Source organism: Mesorhizobium sp. B2-6-1 (genome assembly GCF_006440475.1).
Classification (GTDB): Bacteria; Pseudomonadota; Alphaproteobacteria; order Rhizobiales; family Rhizobiaceae; genus Mesorhizobium.
This window is the reverse complement of sequence record NZ_VFUH01000031.1, coordinates 1-19,417: the sequence shown is the minus strand read 5'-3', so window position 1 is coordinate 19,417 and position 19,417 is coordinate 1. Positions and strand designations below refer to the sequence as shown.

15 protein-coding genes, 1 tRNA gene and 2 pseudogenes are annotated in these 19,417 nt (G+C 62.5%); 16 read left to right on the top strand and 2 right to left on the bottom strand.

Going from position 1 to position 19,417, the window contains the following annotated elements:
* From FJ443_RS30940 to FJ443_RS30885, 12 genes and pseudogenes are all read left to right on the top strand, one after another.
* Window positions 1-76 (top strand): annotated as a pseudogene (locus tag FJ443_RS30940) (elongation factor Tu); the annotation flags it as partial.
* 207 nt (window positions 77-283) lie between these two features.
* Window positions 284-766: a group II truncated hemoglobin gene (locus tag FJ443_RS30935; protein WP_140564602.1), complete on the top strand. Its 483-nt coding sequence runs from the start codon at window positions 284-286 to the stop codon at window positions 764-766.
* Between the two features lie 211 nt (window positions 767-977).
* Window positions 978-1,053 (top strand) — tRNA-Trp (locus tag FJ443_RS30930).
* A 399-nt stretch (window positions 1,054-1,452) separates the two neighbouring features.
* The gene (gene secE / locus FJ443_RS30925; RefSeq protein ID WP_013531408.1) at window positions 1,453-1,656 is read left to right on the top strand and encodes a preprotein translocase subunit SecE; all 204 of its coding nucleotides are present in this window, start codon (window positions 1,453-1,455) and stop codon (window positions 1,654-1,656) included.
* Between the two features lie 27 nt (window positions 1,657-1,683).
* On the top strand, window positions 1,684-2,211 hold the full coding sequence (gene nusG / locus FJ443_RS30920; RefSeq protein WP_140501620.1) for a transcription termination/antitermination protein NusG: 528 nt from the start codon (window positions 1,684-1,686) through the stop codon (window positions 2,209-2,211).
* Window positions 2,212-2,386: 175 nt separating this feature from the next.
* Entirely contained in the window at window positions 2,387-2,815 is a 429-nt protein-coding gene (gene rplK, locus FJ443_RS30915; RefSeq protein WP_140501622.1) for a 50S ribosomal protein L11, read from the top strand.
* A 4-nt stretch (window positions 2,816-2,819) separates the two neighbouring features.
* Window positions 2,820-3,518 carry a 50S ribosomal protein L1 gene (rplA, locus tag FJ443_RS30910; protein WP_140501624.1) on the top strand — a complete coding sequence of 233 codons (699 nt, stop codon included), beginning with the start codon at window positions 2,820-2,822 and terminating at the stop codon, window positions 3,516-3,518.
* A gap of 407 nt (window positions 3,519-3,925) precedes the next feature.
* A complete protein-coding gene (rplJ, locus tag FJ443_RS30905; protein WP_140515456.1) occupies window positions 3,926-4,444 on the top strand; it encodes a 50S ribosomal protein L10 in 519 nt (172 codons plus the stop codon).
* A gap of 54 nt (window positions 4,445-4,498) precedes the next feature.
* Entirely contained in the window at window positions 4,499-4,876 is a 378-nt protein-coding gene (rplL, locus tag FJ443_RS30900) for a 50S ribosomal protein L7/L12 (protein ID WP_027146630.1), read from the top strand.
* 267 nt (window positions 4,877-5,143) lie between these two features.
* Window positions 5,144-9,280: a DNA-directed RNA polymerase subunit beta gene (gene rpoB, locus FJ443_RS30895; protein WP_140501628.1), complete on the top strand. Its 4,137-nt coding sequence runs from the start codon at window positions 5,144-5,146 to the stop codon at window positions 9,278-9,280.
* A gap of 135 nt (window positions 9,281-9,415) precedes the next feature.
* Window positions 9,416-13,612 (top strand): DNA-directed RNA polymerase subunit beta', encoded by a 4,197-nt coding sequence (gene rpoC, locus FJ443_RS30890; RefSeq protein ID WP_140501630.1) that lies wholly within the window; start codon window positions 9,416-9,418, stop codon window positions 13,610-13,612.
* A gap of 85 nt (window positions 13,613-13,697) precedes the next feature.
* On the top strand, window positions 13,698-14,363 hold the full coding sequence (locus FJ443_RS30885) for an O-methyltransferase (protein ID WP_140515455.1): 666 nt from the start codon (window positions 13,698-13,700) through the stop codon (window positions 14,361-14,363).
* Window positions 14,364-14,412: 49 nt separating this feature from the next.
* On the opposite strand, the gene FJ443_RS30880 is transcribed toward FJ443_RS30885, so the two are convergent.
* Window positions 14,413-15,339, bottom strand: coding sequence for a Gfo/Idh/MocA family oxidoreductase (locus tag FJ443_RS30880; RefSeq protein ID WP_140561042.1), 927 nt, complete (start codon window positions 15,337-15,339; stop codon window positions 14,413-14,415).
* A 164-nt stretch (window positions 15,340-15,503) separates the two neighbouring features.
* Complete coding sequence (locus tag FJ443_RS30875; protein ID WP_140501636.1) at window positions 15,504-15,785, bottom strand: transcriptional regulator; 282 nt, start codon at window positions 15,783-15,785, stop codon at window positions 15,504-15,506.
* A gap of 464 nt (window positions 15,786-16,249) precedes the next feature.
* On the opposite strand from FJ443_RS30875, the gene rpsL reads away from it, so the two are divergent.
* The 4 genes and pseudogenes from rpsL to FJ443_RS30855 form a co-directional block, all read left to right on the top strand.
* Window positions 16,250-16,621: a 30S ribosomal protein S12 gene (gene rpsL / locus FJ443_RS30870; RefSeq protein WP_006333356.1), complete on the top strand. Its 372-nt coding sequence runs from the start codon at window positions 16,250-16,252 to the stop codon at window positions 16,619-16,621.
* Window positions 16,622-16,684: 63 nt separating this feature from the next.
* Window positions 16,685-17,155: a 30S ribosomal protein S7 gene (gene rpsG / locus FJ443_RS30865; protein ID WP_008875664.1), complete on the top strand. Its 471-nt coding sequence runs from the start codon at window positions 16,685-16,687 to the stop codon at window positions 17,153-17,155.
* Between the two features lie 29 nt (window positions 17,156-17,184).
* Window positions 17,185-19,275 carry an elongation factor G gene (fusA, locus tag FJ443_RS30860; RefSeq protein ID WP_140501638.1) on the top strand — a complete coding sequence of 697 codons (2,091 nt, stop codon included), beginning with the start codon at window positions 17,185-17,187 and terminating at the stop codon, window positions 19,273-19,275.
* Window positions 19,276-19,340: 65 nt separating this feature from the next.
* Window positions 19,341-19,417, top strand: a pseudogene (locus tag FJ443_RS30855) (elongation factor Tu); the annotation flags it as partial.

Sequence of the window (19,417 nt, the reverse complement as noted above, 5' to 3'; positions counted from 1 at the left end):
AGAGAAGCTGCGCTTCGCCATCCGTGAAGGCGGCCGCACCGTCGGTGCCGGCATCGTCGTCACCATCAAAGAGTAATCGACACCGGCATCAGCCGGATCGAGAAGGAAGGGCGGTCCTCGGGCCGCCCTTTTTGTCGGCGACCGAAGGTCAGCCGTTGGCATGCCGGGGCCGACACGCGGTCGAACGGTAGCCGCGTTCATCGAACTGGCCATCGAGGCAGGTTGAGGCTTGCTCGATTTTTCCGCTATCGTCGCTGCAGGCGGCGCTGGGCGGAGGTCAAGTATGAGCCAGGATGTTCCGACACTGTACGAATGGGCCGGCGGCAGCGAAGCGCTCAACCGGCTGACGCAGACCTTCTATGACAAGGTGGCGCAGGATCCGGTCGTCGGGCCGGTGTTCAAGCATATGTCGCCCGACCATCCCGCCCATGTCGCGGCCTTTATCGGCGAGGTTTTCGGCGGGCCGAAAACCTACAGCGAAAAATTCGGCGGCCACCGCGAGATGGTGATGCATCACCTGGGCAAGCATTTGACGGAGGAGCAGCGCCGCCGCTGGATCAACCTGCTGGCCGATGCCGCGGATGCCGTCGGGCTGCCTGACGATCCGGAGTTCCGTTCCGCCTTCATGGGCTATGTCGAGTGGGGATCGCGGCTCGCCAGGATGAATTCCAATCTCGGCGAAACGTGCGACCCGGAGACCGAGCCGATGCCGGCCTGGGGCTGGGGCGTGCCCGGCGGGCCTTACCGGGTCCCGGACACCAAATAGCGTCCAACGGATACACGGGCCGGCAGGCAAGATCTCCGCGAATGGCATGCCGACGCACTCAAGCGTGAAACCGGAGATCGATGACGGTGGGGTGGCCGTCGGCCATCCCGATTTCCGGTAAAGGGGATGAAGGCGCGTTTGCTTGCAAACCGCTCTTTACAGAGCGCGCGGAAGCTTTTAGGAAGCCCCTGCTGCGCCGAGGCGCACGTGTACGGGCATAGCTCAGTTGGTAGAGCGGCGGTCTCCAAAACCGCAGGTCGTAGGTTCGAGCCCTGCTGCCCGTGCCATTTCAAGAAATGGCACGTCAAACAAAAACTCAGCCATTTCCTAAATGGCCGTCAGAAACGATATTTCTGCGGGCCGCCCTTTGAAAATCGACGACCGGCTTGCCATATTAAGCTGATTGAGGCATAAGGGCGCCATAGCCGGGACGGAACGACTGGATGGTTCCGAGGCGGTGTTTGGTCATAAAGCGGACACTTGCCACTTGCGTGGATCAAGAATCGGTTTTATGTAGACGAAACAGACACGCGACGCGTGGAGCTGGGAAGCCGGCTTTACGCGTCTGATTTGCATGGGCGAAATGATTGCGCTGATTCGGCGCGAAAGTGGACCCAGGCGGCACGTCCCGGCCAGCGGGATCATCCAGGAGACCCGGCCAACGGGTCTTGAAGACAGAGCGGCATATGGCTTCGAAAACCACAAATCCTTTCGTCTTTCTCCAGCAGGTTCGCGCGGAGACCGCCAAGGTGACTTGGCCGTCGCGACGCGAAACGATGATCTCGACGGTGATGGTTCTGGCTTTCGCTGTGATCGCGATGATCTTTTTCTTCACCGCCGATCAGCTCATGGGCCTCGCGGTCGAACAGATTCTGGGCATTGGACGCTAAGTCCGGCGATTACGGAGAAGTCGTGAAATGACTACGCGCTGGTACATCGTCCACGCCTATTCGAACTTTGAGAAGAAGGTCGCCGAGGACATCGAGAACAAGGCCAAGCAGAAGGGCCTGTCCGCCGATATCGAGCAGATCGTCGTGCCGACCGAGAAGGTCGTCGAGGTTCGTCGCGGCCGCAAGGTCGACGCCGAGCGCAAGTTCTTTCCGGGCTATGTGCTCCTGAAGGCCAACTTGACCGACGCCGTGTTCTCGCTGGTCAAGAACACGCCGAAGGTCACCGGGTTTTTGGGCGACTCCAAGCCGGTGCCGATCACCGAGGCCGAGGCGCAGCGCATCCTGAACCAGGTGCAGGAAGGCGTCGAGCGCCCGAAGCCCTCGGTTACTTTCGAGATCGGCGAGGCGATCCGCGTCTCGGATGGCCCCTTCGCGTCCTTCAACGGCTTCGTCCAGGAAGTGGACGAGGAGCGGGCGCGGCTCAAGGTGGAAGTTTCGATCTTCGGGCGCGCCGTGCCTGTCGATCTGGAATTCGGACAAGTCGAAAAAGGCTGATCCGAAATCCCTGGCGCCGTTCCGGTGGTCAGGGGAGGCGGCGCGGCAACGCGCGGCCTGAGAACGGTGGGAGGCGAATGCGGCTTTAGCCGGCCGCAGGAACCGCACCACCAGACTGCAACAGCCGGTGTTTTCCCAGATCGAGGGGCCGGCATAGACAAAGGCAGGAATAGAGATGGCTAAGAAAATTGCAGGCCAGCTCAAGCTCCAGGTTGCCGCGGGCTCGGCTACGCCGTCGCCCCCGATCGGCCCGGCGCTTGGTCAGCGCGGCATCAACATCATGGAGTTCTGCAAGGCGTTCAACGCGCAGACCCAGGAAATGGAAAAGGGATCGCCGATTCCGGTCGTCATCACCTACTATCAGGACAAGTCGTTCACCTTCGTCATGAAGACGCCGCCGGTGAGCTACTTCCTGAAGAAGGCCGCTAACCTGAAGTCGGGCTCCAAGGAGCCGGGCAAGGTCAAGGCCGGCACGATCGGCCGCGACAAGGTCCGCGCCATCGCCGAGCAGAAGATGAAGGATCTGAACGCAAACGACGTCGAGGCGGCCATGCGCATGGTCGAGGGCTCCGCCCGCTCGATGGGTCTGGAAGTGGTGGGCTGAGATCATGGCAAAGATTGCAAAGCGTGTATCGAAGACCCGCGAAGGCATCGATCCCAACAAGGCTTATACCTTGGGTGACGCGCTGAAGCTGCTCAAGGATCGCTCGACGGTTAAGTTTGACGAGACGATCGAAGTCGCGATGAATCTCGGCGTTGATCCTCGCCATGCCGACCAGATGGTCCGCGGCGTGGTCAACCTGCCGAACGGCACCGGCCGCTCGGTCCGCGTCGCCGTGTTCGCCCGTGGCGACAAGGCCGAGGAAGCCAAGGCCGCCGGCGCCGACATCGTCGGCGCGGAGGACCTGGTCGACATCGTCCAGAAGGGCACGATCGATTTCGATCGCTGCATCGCCACGCCGGACATGATGCCGCTCGTCGGCCGTCTGGGCAAAGTGCTCGGCCCGCGCGGCATGATGCCGAACCCGAAGGTCGGTACCGTCACCACCGACGTCGCGGCCGCCGTCAAGGCATCGAAGGGCGGCGCTGTGGAGTTCCGCGTCGAGAAGGCCGGCATCGTTCACGCCGGCGTCGGCAAGGTCTCGTTCGACGTCAAGGCGCTGGAAGAAAACGTCCGCGCCTTCGCCGATGCGGTGACCAAGGCAAAGCCGGCTGGCGCCAAGGGCAACTACGTCAAGAAGGTGTCCGTCACCTCGACGATGGGCCCGGGCCTCAAGCTCGACGTCTCGACGCTCGCGGCGTCCTGATTAACCGTTTGGATCGGCCGCTGAACGGGCCGATCCGTAAGTGAATTCCGGGCCTGGATCGTTCTGGGCCCGGTACCGGGAGCCGAAAGGTTTCCGGACATCCTGTCCGAGATTGCAGGCGGCCCGGCCTTGATTGAAAAGGGGGGCCTTAATTCATGTGGGCCTGCATGAGACGGGTGAAGACCTGACAACGGAGCAAGCGCTCCAATGAAAGGTTCGAACCGTGTTTGCCTTTTGTCTGCGCATCGTCCGGCTTGCCGGCGATGTGGCGAAAGGGGGCAGGATCCTCGAGCGCTGTTCGGGAGATCCGTTACTGGATGGCCCGGCCGGCAAAAGGCAACCCGACGCCTGTCCTCGTGAATGGGAATGTTCCCGTTAGCAGGGTGGGGGTCAACTGGAGATAGGCAGTGGACAGAGCGGAAAAACGCGAACTCGTCACGGGCCTGAACGATGCGTTCTCGAACGCGGGTTCAGTGGTCGTGGCCCACTATGCCGGTATCACCGTCGCGCAAATGAACGACCTCCGGTCGAAAATGCGCGCTGCCGGTGGCACCGTTAAAGTCGCGAAGAACCGTCTCGCCAAAATCGCTCTTCAGGGCACGGACTCCGCATCGATCATCGATCTGTTCAAGGGACAGACGCTGGTCGCCTATTCGGAGGATCCGATTGCGGCGCCGAAGGTCGCGTCCGATTTCGCCAAGGGGAATGACAAGCTGGTCATTCTCGGCGGCGCAATGGGCACCACCTCGCTCAACGCCGACGGTGTGAAGGCACTCGCCACACTCCCGTCGCTCGACGAGCTGCGCGCCAGGCTGGTTGGCATGATCGCCACGCCGGCAACCCGGATCGCCCAGATCGTCAATGCGCCCGCGGCTTCGGTCGCGCGTGTCATCGGCGCTTACGCCCGGAAGGACGAGGCGGCATGAGGCCGTTCCTCGCTATCACAAACACACGTTCGAACCTTATGAAGGAATACAACAATGGCTGATCTCGCAAAGATCGTAGACGACCTTTCGAAGCTGACCGTCCTCGAGGCGGCTGAGCTGTCGAAGCTTCTGGAAGAAAAGTGGGGCGTTTCGGCTGCTGCTCCGGTGGCTGTTGCCGCTGCCGGCGGTGCTGCCGCTGCCGCTGCTCCGGTCGAGGAAAAGACGGAATTCGACGTCGTCCTCACCGACGCCGGCGCCCAGAAGATCAACGTCATCAAGGAAGTCCGCGCCATCACCGGCCTTGGCCTCAAGGAAGCCAAGGACCTGGTCGAAGCGGCTCCGAAGCCGGTCAAGGAAGCCGTTTCCAAGGCCGACGCCGACAAGTTCAAGGCCCAGCTGGAAGCAGCCGGCGCCAAGGTCGAGCTGAAGTAAGCGTAACAATCGGCGGACGGCCTCGCGCCGTCCGCCACTCCCTCGGGCGACCTGGGGAGGCTGCGTAGCGCGAGATGCACGAAAACCTCTTTCCTGAGGGCCGAAAACCGGCTCTCAGGAAACGGGTTTTCTCCCGTTTTAGCCGGCCGCCCGCCAAGTAGTTTGGTAATGGGGCCGGAGAACAGACAGAGAGCCGCTGCCCAGGCGGTTCGGATGCAAGGCGAGCCGCGGCGAGGCTCGCCCCGAGTTTAGAGCTAAGGAGCGACGATGGCCCAGACCCAGACTTTCAATGGCCGCAGACGCGTACGCAAGTTCTTCGGAAAGATCCCGGAAGTTGCGGAGATGCCGAACCTCATCGAGGTTCAGAAGGCGTCCTATGACCAGTTCCTGATGGTGGACGAGCCTAAGGGCGGACGTCCGGACGAGGGACTGCAGGCTGTTTTCAAGTCGGTCTTCCCGATCTCCGATTTTTCCGGCTCCTCGATGCTGGAGTTCGTGAAGTACGAGTTCGAAGGACCGAAATTCGACGTTGACGAATGCCGTCAGCGCGACCTCACCTATGCCGCACCGCTGAAGGTGACGCTGCGCTTGATCGTGTTCGATATCGACGAGGATACCGGCGCGAAGTCGATCAAGGACATCAAGGAGCAGGACGTCTACATGGGCGACATGCCGCTCATGACCTCGAACGGCACCTTCATCGTCAACGGCACCGAGCGCGTCATCGTCTCGCAGATGCACCGCTCGCCGGGCGTCTTCTTCGACCACGACAAGGGCAAGTCGCACTCGTCGGGCAAGCTCCTGTTTGCCGCGCGCGTCATCCCCTATCGCGGTTCGTGGCTCGACATCGAGTTCGATTCCAAGGACGTCGTGCACGCCCGCATCGACCGTCGCCGCAAGATTCCGGTGACGTCGCTGCTGATGGCGCTCGGCATGGACGGCGAAGAGATCCTGTCGACCTTCTACAACAAGATCACCTACAAGCGCGCCGGCGATCACTGGCGCATTCCGTTCAACGTGGATCGTTTCCGCGGCCTGAAGGCCGTCGGCGACCTGGTCGACGCCGACACGGGTGAGGTCGTTGTCGAGGCCGGCAAGAAGATCACCGCCCGCCAGGCCCGCCAGCTCGGCGAAAAGGGCCTGAAGGCGATCAAGGCGACCGACGAGGACCTGCTCGGCAACTATCTCGCCGAGGACATCGTCAATTACGCCACCGGCGAGATCTTCCTCGAGGCCGGCGACGAGATCGATGACAAGACGCTGAAGGTGCTGCTTGGCACCGGCGAGGACGAGATCCAGATACTCGACATCGATCACGTCAATGTCGGCGCCTACATCCGCAACACGCTCGCCGTCGACAAGAACGAGAGCCGCCAGGACGCGCTGTTCGACATCTATCGTGTCATGCGCCCCGGCGAGCCGCCGACGCTCGAAACCGCTGAAGCCATGTTCAACTCGCTGTTCTTCGACAGCGAGCGCTACGACCTGTCCGCCGTTGGCCGCGTCAAGATGAACATGCGCCTCGAACTCAAGGCCGAGGACACCGTGCGTGTATTGCGCAAGGACGACATCCTGGCCGTGGTCAAGACGCTGGTCGAACTGCGTGACGGCAAGGGCGAGATCGACGACATCGACAATCTCGGCAACCGCCGCGTGCGTTCGGTCGGCGAGCTGATGGAAAACCAGTACCGCGTCGGCCTGCTGCGCATGGAGCGCGCGATCAAGGAGCGTATGTCCTCGATCGAGATCGACACGGTCATGCCGCAGGACCTGATCAACGCCAAGCCGGCGGCTGCCGCCGTGCGCGAGTTCTTCGGTTCCTCGCAGCTGTCGCAGTTCATGGACCAGACCAATCCGCTGTCGGAGATCACCCACAAGCGCCGTCTCTCCGCGCTTGGACCGGGTGGTCTGACCCGCGAGCGCGCCGGCTTCGAGGTGCGCGACGTGCACCCGACGCATTACGGCCGCATCTGCCCGATCGAGACGCCGGAAGGCCCGAATATCGGCCTGATCAACTCGCTCGCCACCTTCGCGCGCGTCAACAAGTACGGCTTCATCGAGAGCCCGTACCGCAAGATCGTCGACGGCAAGCTGACCAATGACGTCGTCTATCTGTCGGCGATGGAAGAGGCCAAGCACCATGTCGCGCAGGCCAATGCCGAGCTCGACAAGGATGGTCGCTTTGTCGACGAATTCGTCATTTGCCGCAGTGCCGGCGAAGTGATGATGGCGCCGCGCGAAAACGTCGACCTGATGGACGTTTCGCCCAAGCAGATGGTGTCGGTGGCCGCGGCCCTGATCCCGTTCCTTGAGAACGACGACGCCAACCGCGCGCTGATGGGCTCGAACATGCAGCGCCAGGCCGTGCCGCTGGTGCGCGCCGAAGCGCCGTTCGTCGGCACCGGCATGGAGCCGATCGTCGCCCGTGATTCGGGCGCCGCCATCGGCGCCCGCCGCGGCGGCATCGTCGACCAGGTGGACGCGACGCGTATCGTCATCCGCGCCACGGAAGACCTCGATCCGGGCAAGTCCGGCGTCGACATCTACCGGCTGATGAAGTTCCAGCGTTCGAACCAGAACACCTGTATCAACCAGCGTCCGCTGGTGCGCATGGGCGACCGGGTCAACAAGGGCGACATCATCGCGGACGGTCCTTCGACCGAGCTCGGCGATCTGGCTCTCGGCCGCAACGTGCTGGTCGCGTTCATGCCGTGGAACGGCTACAACTACGAGGACTCGATCCTCCTGTCCGAGCGCATCGTCGCCGACGACGTCTTCACCTCGATCCACATCGAGGAGTTCGAGGTCATGGCGCGCGACACCAAGCTCGGACCGGAGGAAATCACGCGCGACATTCCGAACGTCTCGGAAGAAGCGCTGAAGAACCTCGATGAAGCCGGCATCGTCTATATCGGTGCCGAAGTTCAGCCGGGCGATATCCTGGTCGGCAAGATCACGCCGAAGGGCGAAAGCCCGATGACGCCGGAAGAAAAGCTTCTGCGCGCCATCTTCGGCGAAAAGGCATCCGATGTGCGCGACACCTCGATGCGCATGCCTCCGGGCACCTTCGGCACCGTCGTCGAGGTGCGCGTGTTCAATCGCCACGGTGTGGAGAAGGACGAGCGCGCCATGGCGATCGAGCGCGAGGAGATCGAACGCCTCGCCAAGGACCGTGACGACGAGCAGGCGATCCTGGATCGCAACGTCTACGCGCGCCTTTCCGACGTGCTCGTCGGCAAGGAAGCGATCGCCGGACCGAAGGGCTTCAAGAAGGGCTCGACGCTGTCGAAGGACACGCTCGACGAGTATCCGCGTTCGCAGTGGTGGCAGTTCGCCGTGGAGAACGAAAAGCTCCAGAGCGAACTGGAAGCCCTGCGCGGCCAGTACGACGATTCCAAGAAGGCACTCGAACAGCGCTTCATGGACAAGGTCGAGAAGGTGCAGCGCGGCGACGAAATGCCTCCGGGCGTCATGAAGATGGTCAAGGTCTTCGTGGCGGTGAAGCGCAAGATGCAGCCGGGTGACAAGATGGCCGGCCGTCACGGCAACAAGGGTGTCGTGTCGCGCATCGTTCCGGTCGAGGACATGCCTTTCCTCGAGGACGGCACGCATGCCGATATCGTGCTCAACCCGCTGGGTGTGCCGAGCCGCATGAATGTCGGCCAGATCCTGGAAACGCATCTGGGCTGGGCTTGCGCCGGAATGGGCAGGAAGATCGGCGAGATGATCGACGCCTACAAGTCTGCCGGCGACATCAAGCCGCTGCGCAAGACGCTGGAGAGCTTCATGCCCGCCAACGACCGCAATGAGCCGGTCCGCGAGTATGACGACGAGAGCATCGTTCGCCTGAGCGAGCAGATGCGCCGCGGCGTCTCGATCGCGACCCCGGTGTTCGACGGCGCGCACGAGGCCGACATCAACGTCATGCTGGAGCAGGCGGGCCTGCACACCAGCGGTCAGTCGCAGCTCTATGACGGACGCACCGGCGAGCCGTTCGATCGCAAGGTGACGATGGGCTACATCTACATGCTCAAGCTTCACCACCTCGTGGATGACAAGATCCACGCGCGTTCGATAGGTCCGTACTCGCTCGTCACCCAGCAGCCGCTGGGCGGCAAGGCGCAGTTCGGCGGCCAGCGCTTCGGCGAAATGGAGGTCTGGGCGCTGGAAGCCTACGGCGCCGCTTATACGCTGCAGGAAATGCTGACGGTGAAGTCGGACGACGTCGCTGGCCGCACCAAGGTCTACGAGGCGATCGTCCGCGGTGACGACACCTTCGAGGCCGGCATTCCCGAGAGCTTCAACGTTCTCGTCAAGGAGATGCGGTCGCTCGGCCTCAACGTCGAATTGGAGAACACCAAGCTCGACGAAGCCCCGGTTCGGCTGCCCGACGCAGCGGAATAAACAAGACACCCGGTCGCGGGAGCCTCTCCCGCGACCGGGTGCACCAAATTCTTCGGCCGGTGGGCCGACCACTCAGCGGGCATTTGCCCCGCATCAGATGCAAGGGGTTTTCGAGGACCCCGAAAGGAGAACGGCATGAACCAAGAGGTCATGAATCTCTTCAATCCCCAGGCGCCGGCGCAGGTGTTCGATTCCATCCGGATATCGCTCGCCAGCCCTGAGAAGATTCTGTCCTGGTCGTTCGGCGAGATCAAGAAGCCGGAGACCATCAACTACCGCACCTTCAAGCCGGAGCGTGACGGTCTGTTCTGCGCGCGCATTTTTGGCCCGATCAAGGACTACGAGTGCCTGTGCGGCAAGTACAAGCGCATGAAGTACAAGGGCGTCATCTGCGAAAAGTGCGGTGTCGAAGTCACGCTGTCGCGCGTTCGCCGCGAGCGCATGGGCCATATCGAGCTGGCGGCACCCGTCGCCCATATCTGGTTCCTGAAGTCGCTGCCCTCGCGCATCGGCACGCTGCTCGACATGACCCTGAAGGACATCGAGCGCGTCCTCTACTTCGAGAACTACATCGTCACCGAACCCGGCCTCACCGCGCTGAAGGAGCACCAGCTGCTCAGCGAGGAAGAGTACATGATCGCCGTCGACGAATATGGCGAGGATAGCTTCACCGCCATGATCGGCGCCGAGGCCATTCATGACCTTCTGGCCGGCATGGACCTGGAGAAGATCGCCGGCGACCTGCGTTCGGAGCTGGCTTCGACCACGTCCGAGCTGAAGCAGAAGAAGTATCTGAAGCGGCTCAAGGTCGTCGAGAACTTCATGGAGTCCGGCAACCGTCCGGAATGGATGATCATGAAGGTGGTTCCGGTGATTCCGCCGGACCTGCGCCCGCTCGTCCCGCTGGACGGCGGACGTTTCGCGACGTCGGACCTCAACGATCTCTATCGACGCGTCATCAACCGCAACAACCGTCTGAAGCGGCTGATCGAGTTGCGTGCCCCCGGCATCATCGTGCGCAATGAAAAGCGCATGCTGCAGGAAGCCGTCGACGCGCTGTTCGACAACGGCCGCCGTGGCCGTGTCATCACCGGCGCCAACAAGCGTCCGCTGAAGTCGCTGTCGGATATGCTCAAGGGCAAGCAGGGCCGGTTCCGCCAGAACCTGCTCGGCAAGCGCGTCGACTATTCCGGCCGTTCGGTCATCGTCACCGGTCCGGAGCTCAAGCTGCACCAGTGCGGCCTGCCCAAGAAGATGGCGCTCGAACTGTTCAAGCCCTTCATCTACGCCCGCCTCGACGCCAAGGGTTACTCCTCGACCGTCAAGCAGGCCAAGAAGCTGGTCGAGAAGGAGCGTCCGGAAGTCTGGGATATCCTCGACGAGGTCATCCGCGAGCATCCGGTGCTCTTGAACCGCGCGCCGACGCTGCACCGCCTCGGCATCCAGGCGTTCGAGCCGATCCTGATCGAAGGCAAGGCGATCCAGCTGCATCCGCTGGTCTGCACGGCCTTCAACGCCGACTTCGACGGCGACCAGATGGCGGTCCACGTGCCGCTGTCGCTGGAAGCGCAGTTGGAAGCCCGCGTGCTGATGATGTCAACCAACAACATCCTGCACCCGGCTTCCGGCGCGCCGATCATCGTGCCGTCGCAGGACATGGTTCTGGGTCTCTACTACCTCTCGATCGTCAACCAGAACGAGCCGGGCGAGGGCATGGTGTTTGCCGACATGGGCGAACTCCAGCACGCGCTCGAGACCAAGGCGGTGACCCTGCACGCCAAGATCAAGGGCCGCTTCCGCTCGGTCGACGCCGAGGGCAAGGTCGTGTCGAAGATCTACGACACCACGCCTGGCCGCATGATCATCGGCGAGCTTCTGCCGAAGAACGTCAACGTGCCTTACGAGACCGCCAACCAGGAGATGACCAAGAAGAACATCTCCAAGATGATCGACACCGTCTACCGCCATTGCGGTCAGAAGGAGACGGTCATTTTCTGCGATCGCATCATGGCGCTCGGTTTCGCCCATGCCTGCCGCGCCGGCATTTCGTTCGGCAAGGACGACATGCTGATCCCGGATACCAAGATCAAGCTGGTGTCGGACACCGAGGCCTTGGCCAAGGAATACGAGCAGCAGTACAATGACGGCCTGATCACGCAGGGCGAGAAGTACAACAAGGTCGTCGACGCCTGGGCCAAGTGCTCGGAAAAGGTCGCCGACGAAATGATGGCCCGCATCAAGGCGGTCGAGTTCGAGGACAATGGTCGTCAGAAGCCGATGAACTCGATCTACATGATGTCGCACTCCGGTGCGCGCGGCTCGCCCACCCAGATGCGCCAGCTCGCCGGCATGCGCGGCCTGATGGCCAAGCCGTCGGGTGAAATCATCGAGACGCCGATCATCTCGAACTTCAAGGAAGGCCTGACCGTGCTCGAGTACTTCAACTCGACCCACGGCGCCCGCAAGGGCCTGGCAGACACCGCATTGAAGACGGCGAACTCGGGCTACCTCACCCGTCGTCTGGTCGACGTGGCGCAGGACTGCATCGTCAACTCCGTGGATTGCGGCACCGACAAGGGCCTCACCATGCAGCCGATCGTCGATGCCGGTCAGGTCGTCGCTTCGGTCGGCCAGCGCGTGCTGGGTCGCACCGCGCTCGACGACATCAACCATCCGGTGACCGGCGAATTGCTGGTCAAGGCCGGAACGCTGATGGACGAGCGCGACGTGGAGCAGATCGAGAAGGCCGGCGTGCAGTCGGTCCGCATCCGCTCGGCGCTGACTTGCGAAGTCAGGGTCGGCGTCTGCGCGGTCTGCTACGGACGCGATCTGGCCCGGGGCACCCCGGTCAACCAGGGCGAGGCCGTCGGCGTCATCGCGGCGCAGTCGATCGGTGAGCCGGGCACCCAGCTCACCATGCGTACCTTCCACATGGGCGGTACGGCGCAGGTGGTGGATAGCTCGTTCCTTGAAGCCTCCTATGAGGGCAAGGTCGAGATCCGCAACCGTAACGTGGTGCGCAACTCGGACGGCCAGCAGATGGTCATGGGCCGCAACATGGCGGTGCTGATCCTCGACGAAGCCGGCAAGGAGCGCGCCACGCACCGCGTCACCTATGGTTCGCGCATCTTCGTGGATGATGGCGACAAGGTGAAGCGCGGCCAGCGCATCGCCGAGTGGGATCCTTACACCCGCCCGATCCTCACCGAAATCGAGGGCAAGGTGGCGTTCGAGGATCTGGTCGACGGCATTTCCGTCCAGGAAACGGCCGACGAGTCGACCGGCATCACCAAGCGCGAGGTCATCGACTGGCGTTCGACGCCGCGCGGCAACGACCTGAAGCCGGCGATCGTCGTTCAGGACGCCAAGGGCAAGGTCGGCAAGCTGTCGAAGGGCGGCGATGCCCGCTTCCTGCTCTCGGTCGAGGCCATTCTCTCGGTCGAGCCGGGTGCTCAGGTTCGCCCTGGCGACGTCCTGGCGCGTATCCCGATGGAAAGCGCCAAGACCAAGGACATCACCGGCGGTCTGCCGCGTGTTGCCGAGCTGTTCGAGGCCCGTCGTCCGAAGGATCACGCCATCATCGCAGAGATCGATGGTACGATCCGCTTCGGCCGCGACTACAAGAACAAGCGCCGCATCATCATCGAGCCGCATGACTCGACGCTTGAGCCTGTCGAATACCTGATCCCGAAGGGCAAGCCGTTCCATCTCCAAGACGGCGACGTCATCGAGAAGGGCGACTACATCCTCGACGGCAATCCGGCGCCGCACGACATCCTGGCGATCAAGGGCGTGGAGGCGCTTGCGTCCTACCTCGTCAACGAGATCCAGGAGGTCTACCGTCTGCAGGGCGTGTCGATCAACGACAAGCACATCGAGGTGATCGTTCGGCAGATGCTGCAGAAGGTCGAGATCACCACGCAGGGCGACTCGACCTATATTCCGGGCGACCACGTCGACGTGATCGAACTGGAAGAGGTCAACGAGCGCCTGATCGAGGACGGCAAGAAGCCGGCCGAAGGCCAGCCGGTGCTGCTCGGCATCACCAAGGCTTCGCTGCAGACGCCGTCCTTCATCTCGGCCGCCTCCTTCCAGGAGACGACCAGGGTGCTGACGGAAGCCGCGGTTGCCGGCAAGACCGACATGCTGCAGGGCTTGAAGGAAAACGTCATCGTCGGCCGGCTGATCCCGGCCGGTACCGGCGGCACGATGAGCCAGATCCGCCGCATCGCCACCTCGCGCGACGAACTGATCATCGACGAGCGCCGCAAGGCCTCCGGTGTCGAAGTCGCCGAGCCGATGCTGGCCGACATGACAACCGCCGCGCAATAAGCGCGGCGGCAAGAGATCTCAGGCAACAAGGCCGCCGGGGCAACCCGGCGGCCTTTTCGTTTCAACGAACAATCGAGGAAGGCAGATGAGCACGAAAACCTGGACGGCTGTCGATAACTACATCGTTTCCTCGCTCTTCGAGGCGGATCCCGTTCTCGACGCGGTCCTGGCGGCCAACCGCGACGGTGGCTTGCCGGCGATCGACGTCTCGGCGGCGCAAGGAAAGCTGCTCTCGCTGCTGGTGCGCATTCGCGGCGCGAAAAAGGTGCTCGAGATTGGTACGCTGGGCGGTTATTCCACCATCTGGATGGCGCGGGGATTGCCGGCCGGCGGCAAGATCGTGACGCTCGAACTCGATCCGCACCACGCCAAGGTCGCGCGTTCAAATTTCGACCGGGCAGGGGTTTCCGAACGGATCGATCTGCGAGTCGGGCCGGCGCTGCAGTCGCTCGCTGCGCTGGGCGCCGAAAACGCCGGGCCGTTCGACCTCGTTTTCATCGACGCCGACAAGCCTAACAACCCCAACTATCTCTCCTGGGCCATGCGGCTCTCGCGCTCGGGAACGGTCATCGTCTGCGACAACGTCATCCGTGACGGCGCGGTGCTCGACGAGGACGGTCGCGACGCCAACATCGAAGGTGCACGCGCGGCGTTCTCCTTCATCGGCGGCGACAAGCGCCTGGACGGCACCGCGATCCAGACTGTCGGCGCCAAGGGCTATGACGGGTTCGCCATAGCGATTGTCGATTGAGTTGTTGCGATAGGCGGACCGGATCCGCGATCCGGGCGACAGTCGCTATTCAGTCGAAGAACGCCTCGACCACATTGCGCTTGCCGAGCATGAAGGCGTCGGCGACATGCTGGAGGGGCGCGAGATCGACATCGGAAGTGCCGGCGCGCACGATTTCGGCGAAACGCCTGTAGAGTTCAGGATATTCCGATTCCGGTTCTTCATGGACGACGCGGCCGTCGATGGAGAGTTTCGAGCCACCGCCCGAGAGCACCATCTTGCCGGCATCGGTATCGGCGAGAATGTCCCAGCTCTGCGGCCCGGTCTGGAGCCAATCCAGATCCATCGTCACCGCCGACCCGTTCGCCGCGCGGAAGGCGACCTGGGCGGCGATCGGCGCGTCGCGGTTCTCCGGGAAGTCGAGCGCGGCCGAGGTGATGTACATGGCGGGCAGGATGTAGGTCGCGATCGACAGCGCGTTGATGCCTGGATCGAAGACGCCGAAGCCGCCTGGCTGCCAGATCCAGTCCTGGTTCGGGTGCCAGCGGCGCACGTCTTCCTTCCAGACGATTGCCGCTGATTTGATTTGCGTCGCGGCCAAAAAAGTCCGTGCCGCTTCAACCGCCGGCGCATAGCGCGAATGCCAACTGGCGAACAGCGACACGCCCTGTTTCGTCGCCAGCGCCTTCAGGTCCTCGACCTCGCTGACCGTGGCGCCGGGCGGCTTTTCCAGGAACACGTGCTTCTTCGCCTCGAGCGCGGTGCGCGCCGCAGCGTAGCGGAATTGCGGCGGCATGCAGAGTGAGACGGCGTCGAGTTCGGGAACGGCGCCAAGCATCGTCTCGATATCGGGAAAATTATGGATGTCTTCAACCTTGCCATGCCGGCTGGCAGCGGCGATCAGCCGGTAGTCCCGGTCCTTGGCGAGCGCCGGAAGGTGTTGGTCGCGGACGATCTTGCCGACACCGACAATACCTATCTTGATGGGCTGGGACACGGCCGCTCCGTCTGTGGATGATGGTGAGCGCTTCTTATCAGAACACTTGCCCCGGACAAGCCGAAGCCGAAAGGTCAACTCCGTCTTTGCCGGAGCTGCAGCGTGGGCCTTTCACTCGTTGGAAGGCTTCAGCGGCGATTCGAACGGCAAGGGCCGGCACGCTTTCAGATCGGCACGTCAAAGGTCACGATCGACACTTCGCCTTCGAGCGCGCCCTGGAAGGCCGAAAGATGCGGCTCCTCGTCGGGCTCGCCCTCCATGTCGCCGATCTGGTCGAGCTCGGCTTCGGCGTAACCCTCCGCCGCCAGCGATTCGAGCGCACGGCGCACCGCCGAATCGTCATCAGGCGCAACCAGCATGACGTGCACGCCTTCCGGCTTGCCGCCTTTTCTCTTCCACACCCGGCCGGTGATGATGGTGACCGGGCGTTCCTCGTTGTCGTTCACGGGCCGATTCCTTCGCGGCGAGGGGCTTTGACTGTTCATGCGGCTTTTTCGCATGAAGCCGCGCCGCGCAACAGCCAAAACCCGGTCACTTTCTTCCTCGCCCTTGCAAAATGACGAAAGAAAATTACATGCGGTTTACGCATGGCTGCCAAGCCCCGGCTTCAATGCAATATTTGCCGCTCCGGGGTTGACGGTACGCGGGCTTGCGAGTAGAAGCCGCCCAGTCAGAACCGATGTGAGGCTCTCCCTTCCGAAGCGACACGCTTTGGAGTTTGCCTCAAACAGGGTTCGTTTTACGAGCGAAAAGACATTTCCGGCGTGCACGAAGCGGTATCCGCTTCCTCTGCGATTTGTTCGGGCAAGACCGCAAGGCGCGGTTTGTGGCCCGAATTTGCGTATGGAAATGACGCTTTGAGCGAGCCTTGACCGGCACGAGACACGGAATTGAGAGACAAGAGGGTTTAATGCCTACCGTCAACCAGCTGATCCGCAAGCCGCGCATTGCGCCGGTGAAGCGCAACAAGGTCCCGGCCATGCAGCAGAACCCGCAGAAGCGGGGCGTCTGCACGCGCGTCTACACAACGACGCCGAAGAAGCCGAACTCGGCGCTGCGCAAGGTGGCCAAGATCCGCCTGACCAATGGTTTCGAGGTGATCGGTTACATCCCCGGCGAAGGTCACAACCTTCAGGAGCACTCCGTGGTCATGATCCGCGGCGGCCGCGTCAAGGACCTTCCGGGTGTCCGTTACCACATCATCCGCGGAGTGCTCGACACGCAGGGTGTGAAGAACCGCAAGCAGCGCCGTTCGAAATACGGTGCCAAGCGTCCGAAGTAAGGTTTTCCGGCTTCGGCGCTTTTTTGACTGCGCCGGGCTATGAGAGATTGAGAGACAAAAGCCATGTCCCGTCGTCACAGTGCAGAAAAGCGTGAGATCAATCCGGACCCCAAGTTCGGCGATCTGATCGTCACCAAGTTCATGAACGCCGTCATGTATGACGGCAAGAAGTCGGTTGCCGAGACCATCGTCTACGGCGCGCTCGACCAGGTCCAGTCGAAAACCAAGCAGGAGCCGGTCACCGTCTTCCATCAGGCGCTCGACAATGTCGCGCCGCATGTGGAAGTGCGTTCGCGTCGCGTCGGCGGCGCCACCTACCAGGTTCCGGTCGACGTGCGCCCCGAGCGCCGTCAGGCGTTGGCCATCCGCTGGCTGATCGCCGCGGCCCGCAACCGCAACGAGACCACCATGGTCGACCGCCTCTCCGGCGAGCTGATGGACGCGGCCAACAACCGCGGCACCGCCGTGAAGAAGCGTGAAGACACCCACAAGATGGCTGAAGCCAACCGCGCCTTCGCGCACTACCGCTGGTAAAGCGCGAAAGAGACTGAGAGGCAGTTACGATGGCCCGCGAATATAAAATCGAAGACTACCGCAATTTCGGTATCATGGCGCATATCGACGCCGGCAAGACGACGACCACCGAGCGCGTCCTCTATTACACGGGCAAGTCGCACAAGATCGGCGAAGTGCACGACGGCGCCGCGACCATGGACTGGATGGAGCAGGAGCAGGAACGCGGCATCACGATCACGTCGGCCGCGACCACGACCTTCTGGAAGGGCCGTGACGGCAAGATGCACCGCTTCAACATCATCGACACGCCCGGACACGTCGACTTCACCATCGAGGTCGAGCGTTCGCTGCGCGTGCTTGACGGCGCCATCGCGCTGCTCGACGCCAATGCCGGTGTGGAGCCGCAGACGGAAACCGTCTGGCGCCAGGCCGACAAGTACCGCGTGCCGCGTATGATCTTCTGCAACAAGATGGACAAGACCGGCGCCGACTTCTACCGCTCGGTCGAGATGATCGGCTCGCGCCTCGGTGCGCAGGCTGTCGTCATGCAGCTGCCGATCGGCGCCGAGACCGAATTCAAGGGCGTCGTCGACCTGGTCGAGATGAACGCGCTGGTCTGGCGCGACGAGACGCTGGGCGCTGCCTGGGACGTCGTCGAGATCCCGGCCGACCTCAAGGCCCGCGCCGAGGAATACCGCGAGAAGATGATCGAGGCCGCCGTCGAGATGGACGAGACGGCTCTTGAGAACTACCTCGAAGGCAAGATGCCGTCGAATGACGAGATCCGCGCGCTGATCCGCAAGGGCACCATCGCGGTCAAGTTCTTCCCGATGTTCTGCGGCTCGGCATTCAAGAACAAGGGCGTGCAGCCTCTGCTCGACGCCGTCGTGGAATACCTGCCGTCGCCGGCCGATGTGCCCGCGATCAAGGGTGTCGATGCCAAGACCGACGCCGAGATCGAGCGTCATGCCGACGACAACGAGCCGCTGTCGATGCTGGCGTTCAAGATCATGAACGACCCGTTCGTCGGTTCGCTGACCTTTGCCCGTATCTATTCGGGCAAGCTCACCAAGGGCATCTCGGTCGACAACACCGTGAAGGGCAAGAAAGAGCGCATCGGCCGCATGCTGCAGATGCATGCGAATTCCCGTGCCGACGTTGAAGAGGCCTATGCCGGCGACATCGTCGCTCTCGCAGGTCTCAAGGACACGACCACCGGCGATACGCTGTGCGATCCGCTTCATCCGGTCATCCTCGAGCGTATGGAATTCCCCGATCCGGTCATCCAGATCGCGATCGAGCCGAAGACCAAGAACGACCAGGAAAAGATGGGCCTCGCGCTGCATCGCCTGGCTGCCGAGGATCCGTCCTTCCGCGTCAAGACCGACGAGGAAAGCGGCCAGACCATCATTTCCGGCATGGGCGAGCTGCACCTCGACATCATCGTCGACCGCATGCGCCGCGAGTTCAAGGTCGAGGCCAATGTTGGTGCGCCGCAGGTGGCTTATCGCGAGACGATCACCCGCAGGCACGAGCAGGACTACACGCACAAGAAGCAGACCGGTGGTACCGGGCAGTTCGCCCGCGTGAAGATCGTGTTCGAGCCGAACCCCGATGGCGAGGATTTCGTGTTCGAATCCAAGATCGTCGGCGGCGCTGTGCCGAAGGAATACATCCCGGGTGTCGAGAAGGGCCTGCTGAGCAAGATGGGTTCCGGCCCGTTTGCCGGGTTCCCGATGATCGGCGTCAAGGCTACCTTGATCGACGGCGCTTTCCACGACGTCGACTCTTCGGTGCTCGCATTCGAAATCGCTTCCCGCGCTTGCTTTATGGAAGCTTCGCCGAAGCTCGGCGTGCAGCTGCTCGAGCCGATCATGAAGGTCGAGGTCGTGACGCCGGAAGATTATGTCGGCGGTGTCATCGGCGACCTCAACGGCCGTCGTGGCCAGATCCAGGGCCAGGAAGCCCGCGGCGTGGCAGTCGTCATCAACGCGATGGTGCCGCTCGCCAACATGTTCAAGTACGTCGACAATCTGCGCTCGATGAGCCAGGGCCGTGCGGCCTACACGATGCAGTTCGACCATTACGAGCCGGTCCCGACCGCGGTCGCCCAGGAAGTCCAGAAGAAATACGCGTAACCCGGCAGGGTGCTGCGGCAACTTAATTAAGAGCCCGTACGGGCGAGCAGGAATGGAGACATCACATGGCAAAAGGTAAATTCGAGCGCACCAAGCCGCATGTGAACATCGGCACGATTGGCCACGTTGATCATGGCAAGAC